Genomic DNA, 18,654 nt, shown 5'->3' with positions numbered 1-18,654 from the left:
CTTGACGAATAGCATAAGAACCTACATTCTCACCCGGCTCCCTGCTCAGCGCCCCTGTAAGTAATGATTCGTCCTCTCCGTTCACGAAACCGCTGCTGGTAAAGGTAAATACCGGATCGGCTTGCCCGTAGATTTTACTTTGTCCGGCATCGGTGGTGAGCACCAAGGTTTGCGGATTGATGGTAAAGTCTGCCGCTGTGAAGTCCAGGGTGTAATTGGCACCGGCCGTTAGGTCTCCCTGGGTGATTGCATAAGCGCCGACGTTCTCACCCGGCTCCCTGTTCAGGGTTCCGGTAAGTAATGATTCGTCGTCTCCGTTCACGAAACCGCTGCTGGTAAAGGTAAATACCGGATCGGTTTGCCCGTAGGTTTTGCTTTGTCCGGCATCTGCGGTAAGTACCAAGTTTTGAGGATTGATGGTAAAGTCGGCCGCTGTAAAGTCCAGATTGTAATTGGCACTGGCACTTACGTCCCCCTGGGTGATTGCATAAGCACCGACGTTTTCACCCGGCTCCCTGTTTAGGGCCCCAGTAAGTAATGATTCGCCGTCTCCGTTCACAAAACCGCTGCTGGTAAAGGTAAATACCGGATCGGCTTGCCCGTAGGTTTTACTTTGTCCGGCATCGGCAGTCAGTACCAAGGTTTTTGGATTGATGGTAAAGTCTGCCGCTGTGAAGTCCAGGGTGTAATTGGCACCGGCTGTTAAATCTCCCTGGGTGATTGCATAGGAACCGACGTTCTCACCCGGCTCCCTGTTCAGGGTTCCGGAAAGTAATGATTCGTCCTCTCCGTTCACAAAACCGCTGCTGGTAAAGGTAAATACCGGATCGGCTTGCCCGTAGGTTTTACTTTGTCCGGCATCGGCAGTCAGTACCAGGGTTTTTGGATTGATAGAAAAGTCGGCTGCTGTAAAGTCCAGTGCATAATTGGCACCCGCACTAAGGTTCCCTTGACGAATAGCATAAGAACCTACATTCTCACCCGGCTCCCTGTTCAGGGTTCCGGTAAGTAATGACTCATCGTCTCCGTTCACGAAACCGCTGCTGGTAAAGGTAAATACGGGATCGGTTTGCCCGTAGATTTTACTTTGTCCGGCATCGGTGGTGAGCGCCAGGGTTTGCGGATTGATGGTAAAGTCGGCTGCTGTAAAGTCCAGGGTGTAATTGGCACCGGCACTTAGGTCCCCCTGGGTGATTGCATAAGCGCCGACGTTCTCACCCGGCTCTCTGTTCAGTCCTCCGGTAAGTAAAGATTCGTCCTCTCCGTTTACGAAACCGCTGCTGGTAAAGGTAAATACAGGATCGGCTTGCCCGTAGGTTTTACTTTGTCCGGCATCGGTGGCGAGCACCAGGGTTTGTGGATTGATGGTAAAGTCTGCTGCTGTAAAGTCCAGGGTATAATTGGCACCTGCCGTTAGGTCTCCCTGGGTGATTGCATAAGTACCGACGTTCTCACCCGGCTCCCTGCTCAGCACCCCTGTAAGTAATGATTCGTCGTCTCCGTTCACAAAACCGCTGCTGGTAAAGGTAAATACCGGATCGGCTTGCCCGTAGGTTTTACTTTGTCCGGCATCGGCTATGAGCACCAAGGTTTGCGGATTGATGGTAAAGTCTGCCGCTGTGAAGTCCAGGGTGTAATTGGCACCGGCCGTTAGGTCTCCCTGGGTGATTGCATAAGCGCCGACGTTCTCACCCGTCTCCCTGTTCAGGGTTCCGGTAAGTAATGATTCGTCGTCTCCGTTCACAAAACCGCTGCTGGTAAAGGTAAATACCGGATCGGCTTGCCCGTAGGTTTTACTTTGTCCGGCATCGGTGGTGACCACCAAAGTTTGTGGATTGATAGTAAAGTTTGCCGCCGTGAAGTTCAGGGTGTAATTGGCACCGGCCGTTAGGTCTCCCTGGGTGATTGCATAAGTGCCGACGTTTTCACCCGGCTCCCTGCCCAGTGCTCCTGTAATCAAGGTCTCGTCCTCTCCATTTACAAAGCCGCTGCTGGTAAACGTAAAAGTAGGGTCTGATGTGCCATAGGTTTTGGCGATTCCTTCCGTAGCCGATACGGTTAGAGATTTGGGGAAAATGCTGGCAATGCCGGATGGAGCAGCGGTAATAGTTAAGGTGTAATTTTCAGCGTCTGCACCACTTAATACCGCTGAAACGATCGAAACTGGTTTGTCCGTGCCACTTTGAGAATCGGCGAATGCCAGCACCACATCGGAGATCATCACTTCATCTCCGGGTTGAGGGCTAAGAAGCTCAAGGTCATCGGTAAGAATGACTGCCTGGCTGGTTCCGTCGTAGGTTTTGTTTTCTACCTGGAAAGACCCACCCAATGTCAGTGTCTGTTTTTCTGTGGTAAAGCTTGCTTGCTGACCGAATGCGGTACCTGCGGCATTAGTCGCAAAAGCGCGTACATAATAAGTGGTTTTGGGAGCCAGATTGGAAACGCTGGCAGAAAAGGCGCCGGGACCGCTGCCCATGTTTACTTTTTGGTCTGTCAGATCCGGGATTCCGGAAGTATTGAGGACAATTCCGCTTTCGGTCACCTCACTAAATTGCTCGTTTTCCACCTCGCCTCCTAATGTGGCAGCATTGAATAAAATACCAGCAGGATCGGTTGTGTTTACTTGAGGAAGGGTAAAAACAGGACCTATGTACCCGGATTTTACCGGAGCACCGGAATTGTTTCCATCGGATGGGGTCACTTCAAAACTGATAAAATGCCCCAGGTAGTCGGTAAGAAGGGTTAAATCCTGTCCGCTTTCACCTGAAATAGCTGTCTCGTTGCTACCCACGGCATCATCGGCAATCCACCATTGAAAGCTGCTCCCGGATTCTGCGTCGTTTTCGGTATCGGTATAGGTATAGGCTCCTGTCAAACTTTCACCAACAGCTGTCGTGCCGGAGGCACTTACGCCGGATGCCACCGGAGGAGCATTGGGAGCGTTTACCTGTATAGACAAGGAACTGTTCGCTGACAGGGATCCGCCGATACCAATATTTCCCTGATCGTTGATTTCCACTGTGAGTACCGCTTCACCGACAAAACTGGTGGTACTGGTAAATTCCAATCCATCCAACGCATTGTTGATGGCAGTAAGGTCTCCAGAGAACTGCATGGAGCTGTTTCCGGCACCTGTGCCCAGATTAAAGCTTAGCCCGGTGGTCGTTGCCAGGTCCAGGCTGCCGTTGGTCACGGATATTTCGACTAGTAGCGCATTGGATCCAGCATCCGGATCGCTTACCGTTATTCCATTACCTCCTGCGTTACTCAATGCCAACGGTTGATTGGAGAGGACTTCTTGGTTGGAAGGGAGGGATAGTTCCGGAGCATCGTTGACCGCTTCAATGGGCAGTCGAACATTATGGGTACCATTTGCCGGGGTAGAAAACCCTCCGTTTTCGTCTTCTATAATAATAGAAATAATTCTTTCAGTTTCGGTTCCACCCAGGGTTGGGTCCTCTGAAGTGGAGCGGAAGGCTAGCCCTCTGAGTATGTCGGTGAGGACAGTTGCAGTGCCGGTACCTGTCAGTTCCAAGGTGTTAACGTCTATCTCTTGAATAGTAAAAGGCGAGGGGTCGCCCAGACTCAACTCATCTCCTGAAATTTTCCCCGACCCTTCAAACCGGACGATGGCACGAACAAGTTCGTCTCCATCTGCATCGCTGACCTCGATGTTCTCCAAAATGAGAAGGTTAGCGGCATTTTCCTCGTAGGTGGGTGCGGTGTAAAGGTCCGGACCTACCTCGGGAATGGTATTTATAAATTTGTCGGCTTGTGCAGTTACCTCCGGACCCTGATTTCCCGATATATCCGTTAAGGCTACAGTCAGTGTTATCAGTCCATTCGGTACACTGCTCAGATCGATTCCAGTTACTTGTTGGGTTGTACTTAGGATGGTACCCGAACCGGTTACAGCTGTGCCTCCTCCCGAACTGTTGAAGGAAAACGTATAAGTGCTTTCCAATTCAGCTCCAGCAAAAGTAAATCCTACCTGATCCTGGTTGGCTTCGTCGATCACATTCTGATCAATGGTTACCGAGTAACCCGAAGGTGCGGAATTATCGACACAAAAATCAAAATTATCTAACGCCAGGTACAAAAAGGCACCGCCTGTTTCAAGCACTAATTCATCTACCAGTACAGCTGAGTAGTCTGAAAGGCCATCTGTTGCAAAATCCAGGGTGAAAAACCCGCCTGTTCCGCCGAAGTCGGAAGGAAAGCCACTCGTTTTTTCAAGCGTATAGAGCGTGTTTCCATCCCTTTTTCCGGTAATGGTAAGCGAACCGTCGTCTGTGGGAGATATTCCGGATTCGAAGGAGGAAAGGTACAGGCCTAATTTACTGACCGCCACCGGAGTTCCGGAAACCTGAAGGGTGTACGGTCCCGAACCGGATGATTCCAGGTATTTTGCCGATCCATTGGCACCAAAACCGACCCTGTGTTTAACCGCCCAGCTGCCTGATAAGCTAAAATCTTTCCCATTTCCACTGAAGCTGCTGGCTCCGTCGGATTCGTCTTCAAAAGACTCAGAGGAGCAGGATCCTACCAAATGGATTTGTCCGTTGACATATTCCAGGGGGCTTGTATTTCCCAACGCATCCGCTATGTCCGTTCCTCCTTTTAATTGGAGTTGGAGCGTGCCTTCCCCCGAAATGCCTGTTATCTCTGCCTGATAGGTGCTACCTGAACCGCTAATTTGAGCTAATGTTCCGGTGGCGGTTCCTGTGGCGACCAGCGAAAAATCATCCAAACTTAGGTTAAACGCATCTTCGTCAAATACAATAGTATACACTATGGAAGAGGCGGTACTATTGGGGCTGCCATCAAGCAATATTCGCTGCACTGCCGGGGCTGCCGTATCGGTGTCGGGTACTTCTTCGCAAAAGTTAAAATTGTCAATTAACAATTCCAGAAACCCATCGGCAATGCTGAATTCAACTTCATCTACATTGGCATTTCTAAAATTCTGTGGTCCATCCGTAGAAAAATCGAGGGTAAAAAAACCTCCATTTTGAGTGCTGTTTACTGGAAAACCAGACGTTTTGATAATGGTAAAGATGGTGTTTCCATTGTTTTTCCCTGTCACCGTGAGTGTTCCGTTTCCTGTCGGATTATCTCCGTTGGATAAATCGGATAAAAACAGATCGACCGAATTCATGGTGAAAGGTTCGGAAGAGCTGATGGAGAAACTACCCGCAGTATTATTATTTTTGATGAATCCATCGGAATTACCGGCACCGAAGCCCAGGCGTTGTTCGGTTTCCAGACCGGTGCCAAGCGAAAAGGAGAGGCCATTGCTGGAAAAATTGCTGCTTGCATCCGGGCTGTTTTCCATGTTTTCAGTAAAGCAAGCACTTACCATGTGCGTGCCTCCGGAGGTGAAAGCCGGAACTCCGCTGGTATTGTCCTCATTGGAGATATCCGTACCCGCTTTTAAATCCAATCGAATCGAGCCCTCACCGCTGATGGCATCCACGGTAACCTGGTAACTATTACCCGTACCACTGATGGCCGCTAAATTACCGGTAGTACCGGCAGTCGTTAGTAAAAAGTCATCCAGGCTGACGTTTAACGCCGTTTTTGAAAAATTTACAGTGAAAGTGACCGATTCTGCTGTGGTTGCAGGGACTCCATTCAGGGTGATCCCGGTAACTACCGGTGGGTCCTCATCCAATGGAGAGAAAGGCGGGCCGGTGCTGACATGATCAAGGAAAAAATAGATATCGTCTGCATTAATTCGGATTTCATCTACATCATAAAAATCCGGATCATTATCAAATGTCTTCAAGCCATTGGAAGCCGAATTAAAGTCTATGGATTTGGAAGAACCTATTTGGCTGCCTCCTTTAAAAGCGCTAATAGTACCCGAAGTAGAAGCTCCTACGCCACCTTCCTGAAGAAAAATACTGATAAATTGAAAGGAAGAACCGTCCGATTTGCGAATGGACCACTGTTTGATTCCGTTCGGAGCGAGATTGGAGTCATTTAAAGCCACACTGCCGAGGAACCCGTCGTTTTCGGTGGCTTTTATTCCGGAGTTGAGAGTGGCATTGGGTTCTTTGGTAACCGAAAATCGTAAGCCCCCATTGTCATAGGTTTCTCCGAAGGTTCCAAGGTAGTTGGTGATTTCGTTAAAAGTAACGGTAGTGGTTTGGGCCTTGATTGGTAGGCAACTAAAGAATAACAGCGCAATGAGGAGAAAATTTTTTAAAAGTAGTTTCATTACAACAAAAGTTAAGAATCAAAAGAAAAGAACTCCCCGAGCGTATGATCGGGGAATCCTTTTTGGGATAGATTAGCTTCGGGATGGATAAATTCCCTCTGTACAGATAATGAAATTCATTCCGGAAAAAGGAGGCATTTGGTCAAATGCCTGACTCTGCCCGGCTACTCCAATAGCTTGAGCATTCATGGTGGTGTTGGCTGCGCTATCGTAGGCGTTTACCGCCACTGGGGGATTGGATCGGTCAATTTGTACCTGGCTTAAGGCTGGAAAGGCATTCTGCGGGTTATTGGTATTTCCCGCGGCAGCGTTGGCCGAAAGAGTATGGTTGTGAGCAGGCAAATTAGCAACTGTTAGCGTAGTAGTTTCCTTGCCGCCTTTTTCACCCAGCTGCCGGTTAGATAGACCCGGTCCCTGACCCGGTCCTATAGGTACCCTACTCCTGAAATCCGGCAAGGCAAAAGTAGTTCTGCCATCTCCCCCGTAAGTAGTACCTAGAATCGAAAAGAGCGCCTGGTTCTGGCTGATGGCTAATATTTGTCCGTTGCAAAGGGCATAACCTCTGGGGGCGAAATTGCCGGCGAACATCTTAATAGTGCCCATTAGTTCTTCCATAATAAAATTTTAACTTTTGGTTTATGATTAATATGAAATTAAAGATAAATTAAAAAAACAAAAAAATAACTATTTAATAAGCTATATTTCAGAAGGTTATATTTGTATATAAAAAAAAGTTTTTTAAATTAATTAAAATGCTAAATATATCGAATAATTTTTTTAAGAGAATAATAATATTTTAAAATCAAACAAAATAGAAGGTATATATGGTTGTTTAGTGAGTTTTAAGAATTTTAGGTAATACTGGTTCTTAAGAAAAGTACCGACCGTGACATCGAACTTTTTGGCTTATAGGAAAGCAACGTTCTATTTCCAATCATTTTTTTCCAGCATTTGAAATTCGAAGCTTAATGTGATTCTGGGAGCTGAGGTTGCCAATAGCCTGTTTCGGTTTCCTATCGCGGTGGCAACTACTCAGGAATAGGGCACCAAAAGCTCTGTGGAACCCTATCGATGAGAGGAACTTAACCGGATACACTTCGCCACTTTTTTTACTTGCCTTAAAAAATTCACCTTCGAACTTCTTATTTTGCCGTCCACCCGCCATCAACGGTCAACATGGATCCGGTCGTATAGCTTGAGGCCTCACTTGCCAGAAATAGTGCAGCTCCCTGGATTTCTTTCAATTCACCCCACCTTCCAAAGGCAGTGGCACCGATGATAAAGTCCCGGGTGGCAGGATCGTCTGCGACGGGAATATTCATTTCAGTCAAAAAAGGGCCGGGGCAAATGGCATTTACATTGATGGAAAAGGGGGCCAATTCAATTGCCAATGCACGGGTCATTTGTACTACGGCTCCTTTGCTGGAGGTGTAGGGTGTCCGGTCTGCCAGTCCCACCAATCCGAGTGTACTTGCCAAATTAATGATTTTTCCTGCTTTTTGCGCTTTCATATGGGGGACAACTGCCTTGTTGCACAACCAGGTTCCGGTCACATTGACGGCCATTACCTGATTGAATGCCTCCAAACTAAGCGCTTCGATTCCTCCCCTGATATTTATTCCTGCACTATTGATCAGAATGTCGATTCGACCAAATTTATCCAGTGCATAAGCGGTCATTTCCTTTGTCTGTTCTTCCTGCGTGATGTCGGCAGCGAACGAAAGGCCATTGACTCCAAACGCTTCAGAAATGGCAGCCGCACCTTTTTCTCCGTCTTCCTGGTTTCGGTTAACCAGCAATACATCGGCTCCTGAGGATGCCAGACCTGCTGCCATGGCCAGTCCCAGGCCTTTGGATCCGCCCGTGATGATGGCTTTTTTGTTAGTTAAATTAAAAAGTTCGATTCCAGGGAGCGTCTTCTTCATGGTATTTGTAGGTTATAATATCACCGGTAAACCTAAAGGTAATAAAACAAATCCTCCTTTCAATGGTCAATGCAGGCCTGTAGTCCTTCTTCTATAGTAGTGGCTGTTAATCCGTAGGCTGTTTCAATTTTGCTACTGTCAAAACAATAATCTTCATCCAGCTGATACCTTAGTTCTTTTATTTCCTGCATCAGGGGCAAAAAATTGGCCAGGATGGAGACAACCCAGCCAGGTAATACCTGCACGGTGTCCTTTCTACCTAATTTAGAAGCCAGAATGCTAGCCATTTTCTGTGCAGAGGGATAGGATTTGGCGGTCGGGAGGTGCCATACCTGATTCCAGGAGTCCTCCTGTTGCGCTAAAAAAGCAGTAGCATAGGCAGCATCTGGAATATAAGTAAAGGAATGCTTTTTGTTTTTATTATACATCCATTGGGCTGATTTACCCGCTATCATTCGGTTGATAATGGTTTCATGCACCATACTTTGCTGTGCACCCGGGCCGTAAAAATCTGCGGCCCTGACAATCATTGCAGTCAATAGCCCCTTGTCAATTTCATTCATAATCAGCTGTGCGATTTCGGCCCGTACCTTGCCTTTCCTGCTTTCCGGACGGACAGGGCTATCTTCCTTTAGTAACCCGATCGCTTTTGGATCATAAGCATACATGTTGTCAAAGAAAACCAACCTTGCCCCATGGGTTTTACAAGCGGCAATTACATTTTTCATAATTACCGGCCAATCTCTTTCCCAGACGGCGGCCCGGTAAGTAATGCCTGCTACCAGGTAGCAGATGTCGGATCCTTTCACCGCCTCATTCACCTGGGAGGCTTGCAGTAGGTCTGCTTTCACAAGTTCCTCCTTCCTTAATCGCCCTTTCGGATTTCGGCTGACCAACCGAACTTTTACGGAATAATCAGAAAGCTTTTCGGCCAGACCGTTTCCAATGTTTCCTCCGGCACCCAAAATGGTTTGTGTTTGCATGTTGATTTTTTTTGGAGTAAAGATAACCATTCAAAATAAGAGTTTAGAAATTTATTCCAACAAGTTGATGGAATAATAACATGCATGCGTTTGAAATAATGGGGTTTTTTCAAATTATGTTTTTTCGCTACTTTTTTAATTTTAAAAAGCTATTTTTGCCAGCTGAGATTTTTGTCACATTGAATTAATAATGCTACCCTATGGTCCAGGCTAAACCTTTCTTTTCCAACCTACCCGGAATTATTTTATTGGTTTTTTCTATTATTCTGCATTATCCCGGTGTTGCCCAAAACGCCCTATCATTCGATGATCTGGATGCTTTCGAAACCCCCGGAAAAACCTGGAGCATCGTGGCGGATGCCAAGGCCGACTTATCACAGCAGGGCCTGTTAACCGTTTCCAAAGGAAAAGGAGTACTGGTAAATTTGCCCACAGAAAAAAACAAAGGGCAAGACTTATATACCAAGGCATCTTTTGGGGACTTTGATCTAGAAGTGGAGTATCTGGTGGCCAAAGGGTCCAATTCCGGAATCTACCTACAGGGAATGTACGAAATACAAATTTTGGATAGCTGGGGAGTTAGCAATCCACGAGCGGGAGATAATGGGGGCATTTACGAGCGTTGGGATGATTCCAAGCCGGAGGGCCATAAGGGCTATCAGGGCTACGCTCCCCGGCAAAATGCCAGTAGCGCTCCCGGGTTGTGGCAAAAACTCAGGCTGTCGTTTCAGGCTCCCAGATTTGATAATGACGGTACTAAAATTAAGAACGCAAGGGTTCTTTCCGTCGAGCTGAATGGCGTAACCATTCACGAGGATGTGGAACTTTTTGGCCCCACCAGGGGAGCTATGGCAAGCCAGGAAAGGAACAGAGGTCCTCTTCGCATTCAGGGAGATCATGGGGCGGTAGCCTTTCGAAACCTTCGCCTCACGCCGTTTGATAATGCTGCTCCGGTGCTAAAAGACTTAACCTATGATTTATACAAAGGCAGATTCGAAGCATTGCCTGACTATTCCTCACTCGAGGCGGCAAAATCGGGTGAATTGAAAACCCTTACCGCCTCCATTTCCGGATCAACGGATCAATTCCTCATCCGTTATCGGGGACAATTAGATATTAGGGAAGGCGGAAACTACTCCTTCAACTTTTCGTTTCCAGGGGGAGCCGGTGCCCTTTCCGTTGGAGGAAAGCAGGTTTTTGGACCTTCCGGAGGAAATGTAGCGGGCGAGGTATCTCTGGATCCGGGTCTTCATCCGGTAGAATTGGTTTATTCCAAGGTTCAGGACTGGGTTGATCCGCTGCTCACCGCAGAAATAGCTGGTCCCGGCATTCGGCCGGTGCTCCTATCGGATCGGTCTTTTATGCAATCCAGCAGCCCCGACCCTATTTTAATCGATCCAATTGAACGTCCGGTGTTGAGAAGCTTTATGGACCTTCCCGATGGCTACCGGATGACGCATGCCGTTTCCGTGGCCTCCCCGGAAAAGCTGCATTATACCTACGATATGGATTATGGAAATCTTACCCAGCTTTGGAAAGGAGAATTTCTGGATGCCACTCCTATGTGGTACAGCAGGGGAGATGGGTCATCCAGGCCAAGGGGCAGCCTGCTTTACCTTGGAACTCCGGCACTGAGCCTGGCGCAACTTAGTTCAATGGATCAAGCCTGGCCTACCGATACCTTGGGCAGCCGCTATAGAATTAAAGGATACCGCGTTTTGGCGGAGGAGTATGAGCTTCAATTTTCGTATGACCTCTTTGGAGTGGCAGTTGAGGATAAACTGGAAGTGGAGTCAGGTGGTAAAGGGTTAAAGCGAACCCTGAACCTGGGAGGGGCTTTGGAAAACAGGTATGTCCGACTGGTAGTGGCTGGTAAAATCGAAGATCTTGGAGAAGGGCTCTATCTGGTGGGAGAAAAGGCTTATTATGTTCAACTAGGCGAACAACGTCAATTGGCCCCGGTTTTAAGGGAGAGTAACGGGCAACAGGAATTATTGGTTCCTGCCCGGGAAAACGTGGACTACGTACTATGGTTTTGATTTTTACAGACAACGGTAACATGGGAATAGATAATAAAACAATCGGCATCCTTTTCCTGGCAATGGTATTTGCCATTATTTCGCCAAAACTAATGGCCCAGGAATCTCCAATGGAAGAAGATTATTTCAAAATCCTGAAGGTGAAAGCTCCGGAGGGATTGTTGCTTGAAGTAGGCGGATTGACCGTCATGCCGAATGGAAATTTAGGCGTGGCTACCCGAAGAGGAGAAGTTTACCTGGTGGAAAACCCTACTGGCCCAAGTCCCTATTTCAGGAAATTTGCCTCGGGATTACATGAAATTTTGGGATTAATTTACCGGGATGGGGCGTTTTATTGTTCTCAGCGCGGAGAGCTGACCAGATTGGAAGACACAAATCAAGACGGACGTGCTGACTTGTACACAACGGTTTACAGCTGGCCGGTTTCGGGACATTACCACGAATACAGTTATGGTCCAGTGGTCGATGAAGCCGGTAATTTTTATGTTTCCGGAAACGTAGCTTTTGGAAATGAAGAATGGTGGAGAGGAGAAAGTCGCGTTCCTTACCGGGGTTGGATCATGAAAATCAGTCCCGATGGAAAAATGGAGCCTTGGGCAACCGGTATGCGATCTCCTGCCGGATTAGGCTATATCGATGGCAAGCTCTTTTACACTGAAAACCAGGGAGATTACATGGCTTCAGGAGGAATCTGGCACATCCAGAAAGGGTCGTTTGCAGGACATCCTGCCGGTCTCAGCTGGACCGACAGGGAAAATTCTCCACTGGACCTCAGTCCGGAGGCCTTTCATGCAGTAGTTGATCCCCGTAAAGTGAAAAATGAACAGGGCCGCTACATCAAGCCTGAAAATGTAACCGACGAAGATTACCTGACCCTTTATCAGGCTAAGGAAAAATTGCCGCAACTTACCCTACCGGCTGTTTGGCTACCTTATGGGATTTACGGTATTTCAACCTCCGAACCGATCGAAATACCGGTTGGCAATTTTGGCCCCTTTTCCGGTCAAATGCTGGTTGGTGACCAAGGGCAGAGTAAAATCATGAGGGTAATGATGGAAGAAGTGAATGGGGTGCTTCAGGGAGCAGCTATTGATTTCAGAAGTGGTTTTCGCTCGGGGGTTTTGAGAATGGCATGGGGACTGGATGGTTCCTTGTTTGTCGGTGAGACCAACCGGGGATGGGGTTCTGCCGGTGAGGCCAACGAGGGTTTGGAGCGCCTGGTTTGGAACGGAGAAGTTCCCTTCGAGATTCGAGATATCCATTCCATGCCTGACGGGTTTGAAGTGGAATTTACGAAACCAATAGATAGAAAGTCAGCAGAAGACCTGGCATCCTATCGTGTGCAAACATTTATCTATAAATACCACCCCGTTTATGGCAGTCCACCGGTGGCCAACGAAATGGCTGAAGTCCAGGGGGTACAGGTTTCGGAAGATTTGATGCGGGTAAGGATAAAAGTAGATGGCCTGACCCAATACCATATCCATCACTTGCAATTGGATGGGGTCAGAGAAAGAGATAATTATTTTTCCCTGGTACACCCCTCTGCCTATTATACCTTAAATGAAATTCCGCAGGGAGCTGTCTTGGCAGAAAATGATATGAGTACCTATCGTTCTTCCGAACAAGCGACTGCTCCGGAGCCTTCCAGTGTCAGTCCAAAGGCGGTGGCATCTGCGTCAGAGGATACGGGCAATGCTTCTGAAGGGGATGAAGACACCATTGACGAAGCGTTGGTAAGTTCCCTGCTTTCCCAACATACCTGTATTGCCTGTCACAATAAGGAAACGAAACAAGTGGGGCCAGCCTACAAGGAGGTAGCTAAACGAAACTATACAGCAGAAGAAATTGTGTCTCTGATACATACTCCTAAGCCGGAAAATTGGCCGGAATATGCTACTCCCATGCCCCCCATGCCGCATGTCCCGGAAGCGGATGCCTTAAAAATTGCTGAATGGATCAATTCATTAAAGTAGAATTTTTTATTATCTGGTATTACTATTCTTGCGGAAGTTCTGGTTGGTATATTTTACCAGGTATCGAATATTAAAAATCAGTACCTTTTTTATGTTTGAGATAGAATTTGAATTCTCTTTAAATTTTAATTGATTTTTTTCTTTTACTTTTTTCTAAAAAATGGTAACATTGCTAAACATTCGAAAATAAATCAGGGTTATCTAACTATCAATTATTTAACCGAATGTAAATAACCTAATCTTAACCTCCATGCAAACCCGAAACCTAACCTACTTTTTGGCCTATTTGAGCCAACATCTTGGACTTTTAATACCCAAGCCGATTCCGTTTCCGATTCCACGTCACCGGTCCGAAGCCTAACTTTATTTTCCTGATTTTGAATTTGTTGCTGTTTGGAACGCTTTCAGGGAATTTCGGTGTCTGAATTTCTTATTTGATCAAATCAAATCCAATTATACACGTAAACCTAATTAATTGCTTATGTCGAAAATTTACAAATTGTGCAGCTTGGCACTGTTCTTCATCATGGCGAATACAGCGATCGTATTTGCACAGGTAGAAGTAACAGGTACCGTATCGGATGATTTAGGTGAGCCCTTACCGGGTGCCGCGGTATTAGTCAAAGGTACTTCAAATGGTACCGTAACCGATTTGGATGGTCAGTATACCATCACCGTTCCCAATCAAGATGCCACTCTGGTATTTTCTTTCTTGGGATTTACTAGTCTGGAAGAACAAGTTGGATCTAGAACTACCATCGATGTTCAACTCGAACAGGGAGTTAGTGGACTGGACGAAGTGGTCGTTACCGGATATGGATCCCAATCTCGGAGAGAAATCACCGGAGCGGTAACTTCAGTTGATTCGGAGGAATTACTTTCCATCCCTGCCACTACCTTTGCTCAGCAATTGCAAGGTAGAGCCGCTGGGGTGACCATCGTAAATGATGCCACTCCTGGCGGAGGAGCAACCGTAAGGATCAGGGGCTTTGGTACCATTAATAACAATGATCCGTTGTACGTGATTGATGGTGTGCCTACTCAGAATCAGGGTAACTTGAATCCCAATGACATTGAATCCATTCAGATTCTTAAAGATGCCTCTGCTGCTTCCATTTATGGTTCCAGAGCGGCAAATGGTGTCGTTATTATCACCACTAAGCGAGGGCAAGTAGGAAAACCTTCCATCTCTTTCAATGCGTTTTACGGAACGCAGACAGCGGAAAGAGGACCTGATCCGTTGAATGCCAGGGAACTGGGTGAGTATTTATACCTGGCGAATGTATATGCCGGTAGAACTCCCAGTCATGGTCAGTATTCCTGGGGGCCAAATGGAGAAGTAAGTATTCCTGATTACGTTTTTCCAAGCGGAGGAATGGAAGGAGATCCTGAGGTAGATCCAAGTCTATACGCATTGGAGCCGGGGAATATTTATCCGATTACTCGATCCGCTGACACCGATTGGTGGGCTGAAACCACCCGAACCGCTCCCATCCAAAGCTATCAGGTTACCGCCACTGGGGGAACAGAGAATGGCAGGTACGCATTATCGTTGAATTATTTTAATCAGGAGGGTATTGTTAATGATATCGGCTACGACAGGTATTCTGTTCGGGCAAATACCGAATTCAAAGCCCTTAATAACCGGTTAACGATAGGAGAAAACCTTTCCGTAACCGTAGGTAACAGAAAAGGTGGATTTGGAAATGGCTCTGCTGGAAATAATGCGGAGCAAAACGCCGTATTTAGTTCTTCCTTACAGCATCCGCTGTTGCCGGTGTATGATATTATGGGCAATTTCGCAGGAAGTAGGGGATCCAATTTGGGAAATAATTTTAATCCGGTTGCCGTTTTGGCCAGAGCAGAAGATAACCGGAACCTTTCCTTGAGGGCTTTTGGTAATGTCTATGCACAAGTAGATCTTACTGACAACTTATATGTGCGATCCAGTTTCGGTATTGATGCCAATAACCGAAGGGCAAGATATATTGGAAGGCCTCAGCCTGAGTATGTAGAGGGCAATTTCGTGAATAGTTCGACTGCTGAAAATGAGTATTCCTATCAGTGGGTATGGACCAACACCATCAACTATACGAAGACTTTTAATGATGTTCATGCGTTTGATGCCTATTTGGGAATTGAATCCATTAAAGAATTTGGTGAGATTTTCGGTGCGGCGAGACAGCGTTTTGCCTTCGAAACAGTTCCGATTATTTCCTATCTTGATTTAGGAGATCCCAATACAGCAACCAATTTTGGCCGTGTGGTTAATGATTACCGGCTGTATTCTCAATTTGGAAAGATAAATTATTCGTACGATGGTAAGTACCTGGTGCAATTTATCTTAAGGAATGACGGATCCTCCAGATTCCTCGCAGCTTCCCGAAATGCAACGTTCCCCGCCTTTAGTTTGGGTTGGAGATTGTCTGATGAGGCCGCCGTGGCTGAAGCCTTGCCATTTGTTTCCGATATGAAATTAAGATACGGTTGGGGTAAAACTGGAAACCAGTTGATTGGAGATTACAATGCGTATACGACGTACCGAACGAATATATTCAATGCAGGCTATCCTATTGATGGATCTTCTTCCTCTCCCGCTTTGGGTTTTGATGCGCAGCGATTTGGAAATCCAAATGCCCGTTGGGAGGCCACCACTTCTAACAACCTGGGATTGGATGTAGAATTTCTGGATGGAAAATACTACTTCGAACTAGACTTATGGAATCGGGTAACCTCTGATATGCTATTTGAAATCCCCATCAGCTATGGTCATGGAGATGCCACTCCTCCTTTCTTCAATGTAGGCCAGATGACCAATAAAGGCATCGACCTGAACCTGGGAATGAGCGACACCGCATTGGGTGGAGAGTTAAGGTACAATGTATCAGCAAATTACTCCATGTATAGAAACAATGTGGATAATCTTGCTGAAAATGAAGATAACGTATTATTTGGTGCTTCTACAAGGGTGCCATCGGTTACCATTACCCAATCTGGATTTCCAATTTCTTCCTTCTTTGGATACAACAACTTAGGTATTTTCCAGACCGAGGAAGAGGTAAGTGCGCATCCTCCTTACGGAAATTATAATGCGGTAGGAAAATTCAAAGTGGAAGATGTGAACGGAGATGGAGTTATCACTGATTCAGACAGAACGATCATTGGTAATCCGCATCCTGATTTTGTATATGGTATCAACCTGAATTTGGGTTACCGAAACTGGGACCTTACTTTATTTGGTAATGGATCCGTTGGGAATGATATCTTTAACTACATCAATTATTGGACGGATTTTAATACCTTCCAGGGAAACAAATCCAAAGCCGCACTTTACGATGCATGGCAGCCGAATAACACAGGTGGAACCCTTCCCATCATGGATGCAGATGATCAAATTAGTAGCCGGCCGTCAAGCTATTTTGTTGAGGACGGGTCTTATTTCAGGTTGAGAAATGCACAAATTACTTACAATCTTCCCGAAAATATGTTGAGCGATTGGGGAATGAGTAGGGCTTCTATCTACTTCCAGGGCCAGAATTTGCTAACTTTTACCAAATATTCTGGTACAAACCCGGAAATTCAGACCGGAAGTAACAATACGGTTGGATTTGACGGCGGTTACATGCCGGTGTCCAGAAACCTGATTTTGGGAGTTAATGTTACCTTTTAATCAATCTCAACAACTAAAAGAAGCAATCACATGAAAAATACATATTTTAAAATAGCTGCTGCTACTTTGGTATTGGGTGTGTCCATAACCTCCTGTCAGGAGGAATTTTTGGAGACGATACCACAGGGGCAATTTAGCACCGTGGGGCTGGAAAACGAACAGGGAGTGGAAGGAATTTTGCTCGGAGCCTATGCGATGATTGACGGGTATGGCCTGGATGGCCAGTCCGGATGGAACGGAACCATTGATAATTGGGTATATGGAGGAGTTGTCTCAGATGACGCCTACAAAGGTACTGATGCGGGTGATCAGCCGGAACAATCCTTTTTGGAAGCATTTGACTTCCAGCCTACCAATCTTCACTTGAGAAACAAGTGGAGAGCGGTCTACAAGGGAGTAGCCCGAACCAATGATGTATTGAACACCCTGAAAGAAGCCGAAGATGTATCGGACGCCCGAAGGGCGCAAATCATCGCTGAAGCAAGGTTTTTGAGAGGTTTCTTTCACATGGAAGCTCGAAAAATGTGGGAGAGAGTTCCTTACATAGACGATGAGACTTTTGAGCTATCCGATTTGGAGAGTAGTAAGGTTCCAAACGACAGTGAAATTTGGCCGGATATTGAGGCCGATTTTCAGGCAGCCATGAATGTGCTACCCGAAGCTCAATCCGATCCGGGACGACCCACCAAGTGGGCAGCGCAGGCATTTTTGGCCAAATCTAAAATGTTTCAGGGCTGGGATCAGTCTACTGGCGAAGCCAACACGGCGGTGTTACAGGAAGCAAAAACGCTTTTGGAAGATATTGTAGAGAATGGTCCATTTATGCTAACTCCTACTTTCCAGGAAAATTTTCTGGTTGGTACAAGAAATAACGAAGAGTCCATTTTTGAAATTCAGTTTTCCATTTCCAGTGCCACGACAGCTGCTGCTAATGAAGGGACTACGCTTAATTATCCCTATACCGATCCCTGGGGATGCTGTGGATTTTATCAGCCTTCTCAGAACCTGGTGAATGCCTACAAAACCTCTGCTAACGGATTACCATTACTGGATACCTTCAATGAAGAAGACGTACCCAATGACCAGGGACTCTCATGGGATGATCCATTTGATGCCTACGATGGTCCTTTGGATCCAAGGTTAGACCATACGGTGGGTCGTAGGGATATTCTCTACAAAGGGTACAAAATTCACGGAAGTGATTTCATCCGGGATCAGAATTATGCGGGTCCTTATTCACCAATAAAACACGTGGCTGAACCTGAGTTTTTCGGTATCGGTGCGAACCCACGATTATCTGCTAATAACTACCGAATCATGCGTTTGAGTATGGTAATCCTATGGTTGGCAGAAGCGGAAGTAGAGCTCGGAAACCTGGAAAGCGCTCGGGAATTGGTAAATATGATTCGTATGCGTGCGGCTAATCCGGATGGTTTTGTTCCAAGAGCGATCCAGGGAGCAGAAAGAAATGATTACACGATCGTTGAAGGAGAGCCGGCCGCTAATTATGTAATATCTACTTATGATAGTCCCTGGACCGACCCGGATGTAGCCCGCAAGGCAGTTCGAATGGAAACCAGGCTTGAATTTGCGATGGAAGGACATCGATTCTTTGATCTTCAACGATGGGGAATCGCAGCGGAAACCATGAATGAGTACCTGGAAGAAGAAGCAACCAAGAGGACCTATCTTGGCAATGCCTCTTTTGAAAAGGGTGTCCATGAGTATTTTCCTGTTCCCTTGGAAGCCATTGAGCGTTCTTTTAGAGATGGATCTCCTACGTTGACACAGGACCCTGCTTTTCAGTAACTAATTGAAATAGAATAGTCATTAAAAAA

Annotated in this window: 8 protein-coding genes; 4 read left to right on the top strand and 4 right to left on the bottom strand. The window is 46.5% G+C overall.

The annotated features are described in order from the left end of the window. The 4 genes from GJS45_RS21115 to GJS45_RS21100 all read right to left on the bottom strand — a co-directional run. Window positions 1–6,223 (bottom strand): MBG domain-containing protein (locus tag GJS45_RS21115; protein WP_235954906.1); only part of this gene is annotated, 6,223 nt, incomplete at its 3' end. Window positions 6,224–6,295: 72 nt separating this feature from the next. Then, window positions 6,296–6,838, bottom strand: coding sequence for a phage tail protein (locus GJS45_RS21110; RefSeq protein ID WP_202928147.1), 543 nt, complete (start codon window positions 6,836–6,838; stop codon window positions 6,296–6,298). A gap of 527 nt (window positions 6,839–7,365) precedes the next feature. Further along, complete coding sequence (locus GJS45_RS21105) at window positions 7,366–8,148, bottom strand: SDR family NAD(P)-dependent oxidoreductase (RefSeq protein WP_162343865.1); 783 nt, start codon at window positions 8,146–8,148, stop codon at window positions 7,366–7,368. A 59-nt stretch (window positions 8,149–8,207) separates the two neighbouring features. Then, on the bottom strand, window positions 8,208–9,131 hold the full coding sequence (locus GJS45_RS21100; protein WP_162343864.1) for an NAD-dependent epimerase/dehydratase family protein: 924 nt from the start codon (window positions 9,129–9,131) through the stop codon (window positions 8,208–8,210). Window positions 9,132–9,331: 200 nt separating this feature from the next. On the opposite strand from GJS45_RS21100, the gene GJS45_RS21095 reads away from it, so the two are divergent. The 4 genes from GJS45_RS21095 to GJS45_RS21080 all read left to right on the top strand — a co-directional run bounded on the left by GJS45_RS21095 (window position 9,332) and on the right by GJS45_RS21080 (window position 18,625). Then, complete coding sequence (locus tag GJS45_RS21095; protein WP_162343863.1) at window positions 9,332–11,170, top strand: 3-keto-disaccharide hydrolase; 1,839 nt, start codon at window positions 9,332–9,334, stop codon at window positions 11,168–11,170. After that, window positions 11,161–13,146, top strand: coding sequence for a c-type cytochrome (locus GJS45_RS21090; RefSeq protein WP_394366605.1), 1,986 nt, complete (start codon window positions 11,161–11,163; stop codon window positions 13,144–13,146). Before GJS45_RS21095 ends, GJS45_RS21090 begins: the two co-directional genes overlap by 10 nt. 481 nt (window positions 13,147–13,627) lie before the next feature. Then, window positions 13,628–16,816, top strand: a complete 3,189-nt coding sequence (locus GJS45_RS21085) for a SusC/RagA family TonB-linked outer membrane protein (protein ID WP_162343862.1) — start codon at window positions 13,628–13,630, stop codon at window positions 16,814–16,816. A 30-nt stretch (window positions 16,817–16,846) separates the two neighbouring features. Continuing rightward, window positions 16,847–18,625, top strand: coding sequence for a RagB/SusD family nutrient uptake outer membrane protein (locus GJS45_RS21080; RefSeq protein ID WP_162343861.1), 1,779 nt, complete (start codon window positions 16,847–16,849; stop codon window positions 18,623–18,625). The last annotated feature ends 29 nt before the right edge of the window (window positions 18,626–18,654 follow it).

Source organism: Cyclobacterium salsum (genome assembly GCF_010119245.1).
GTDB lineage: Bacteria > Bacteroidota > Bacteroidia > Cytophagales > Cyclobacteriaceae > Cyclobacterium > Cyclobacterium salsum.
This window is presented reverse-complemented; position numbering and strand designations above follow the sequence as displayed.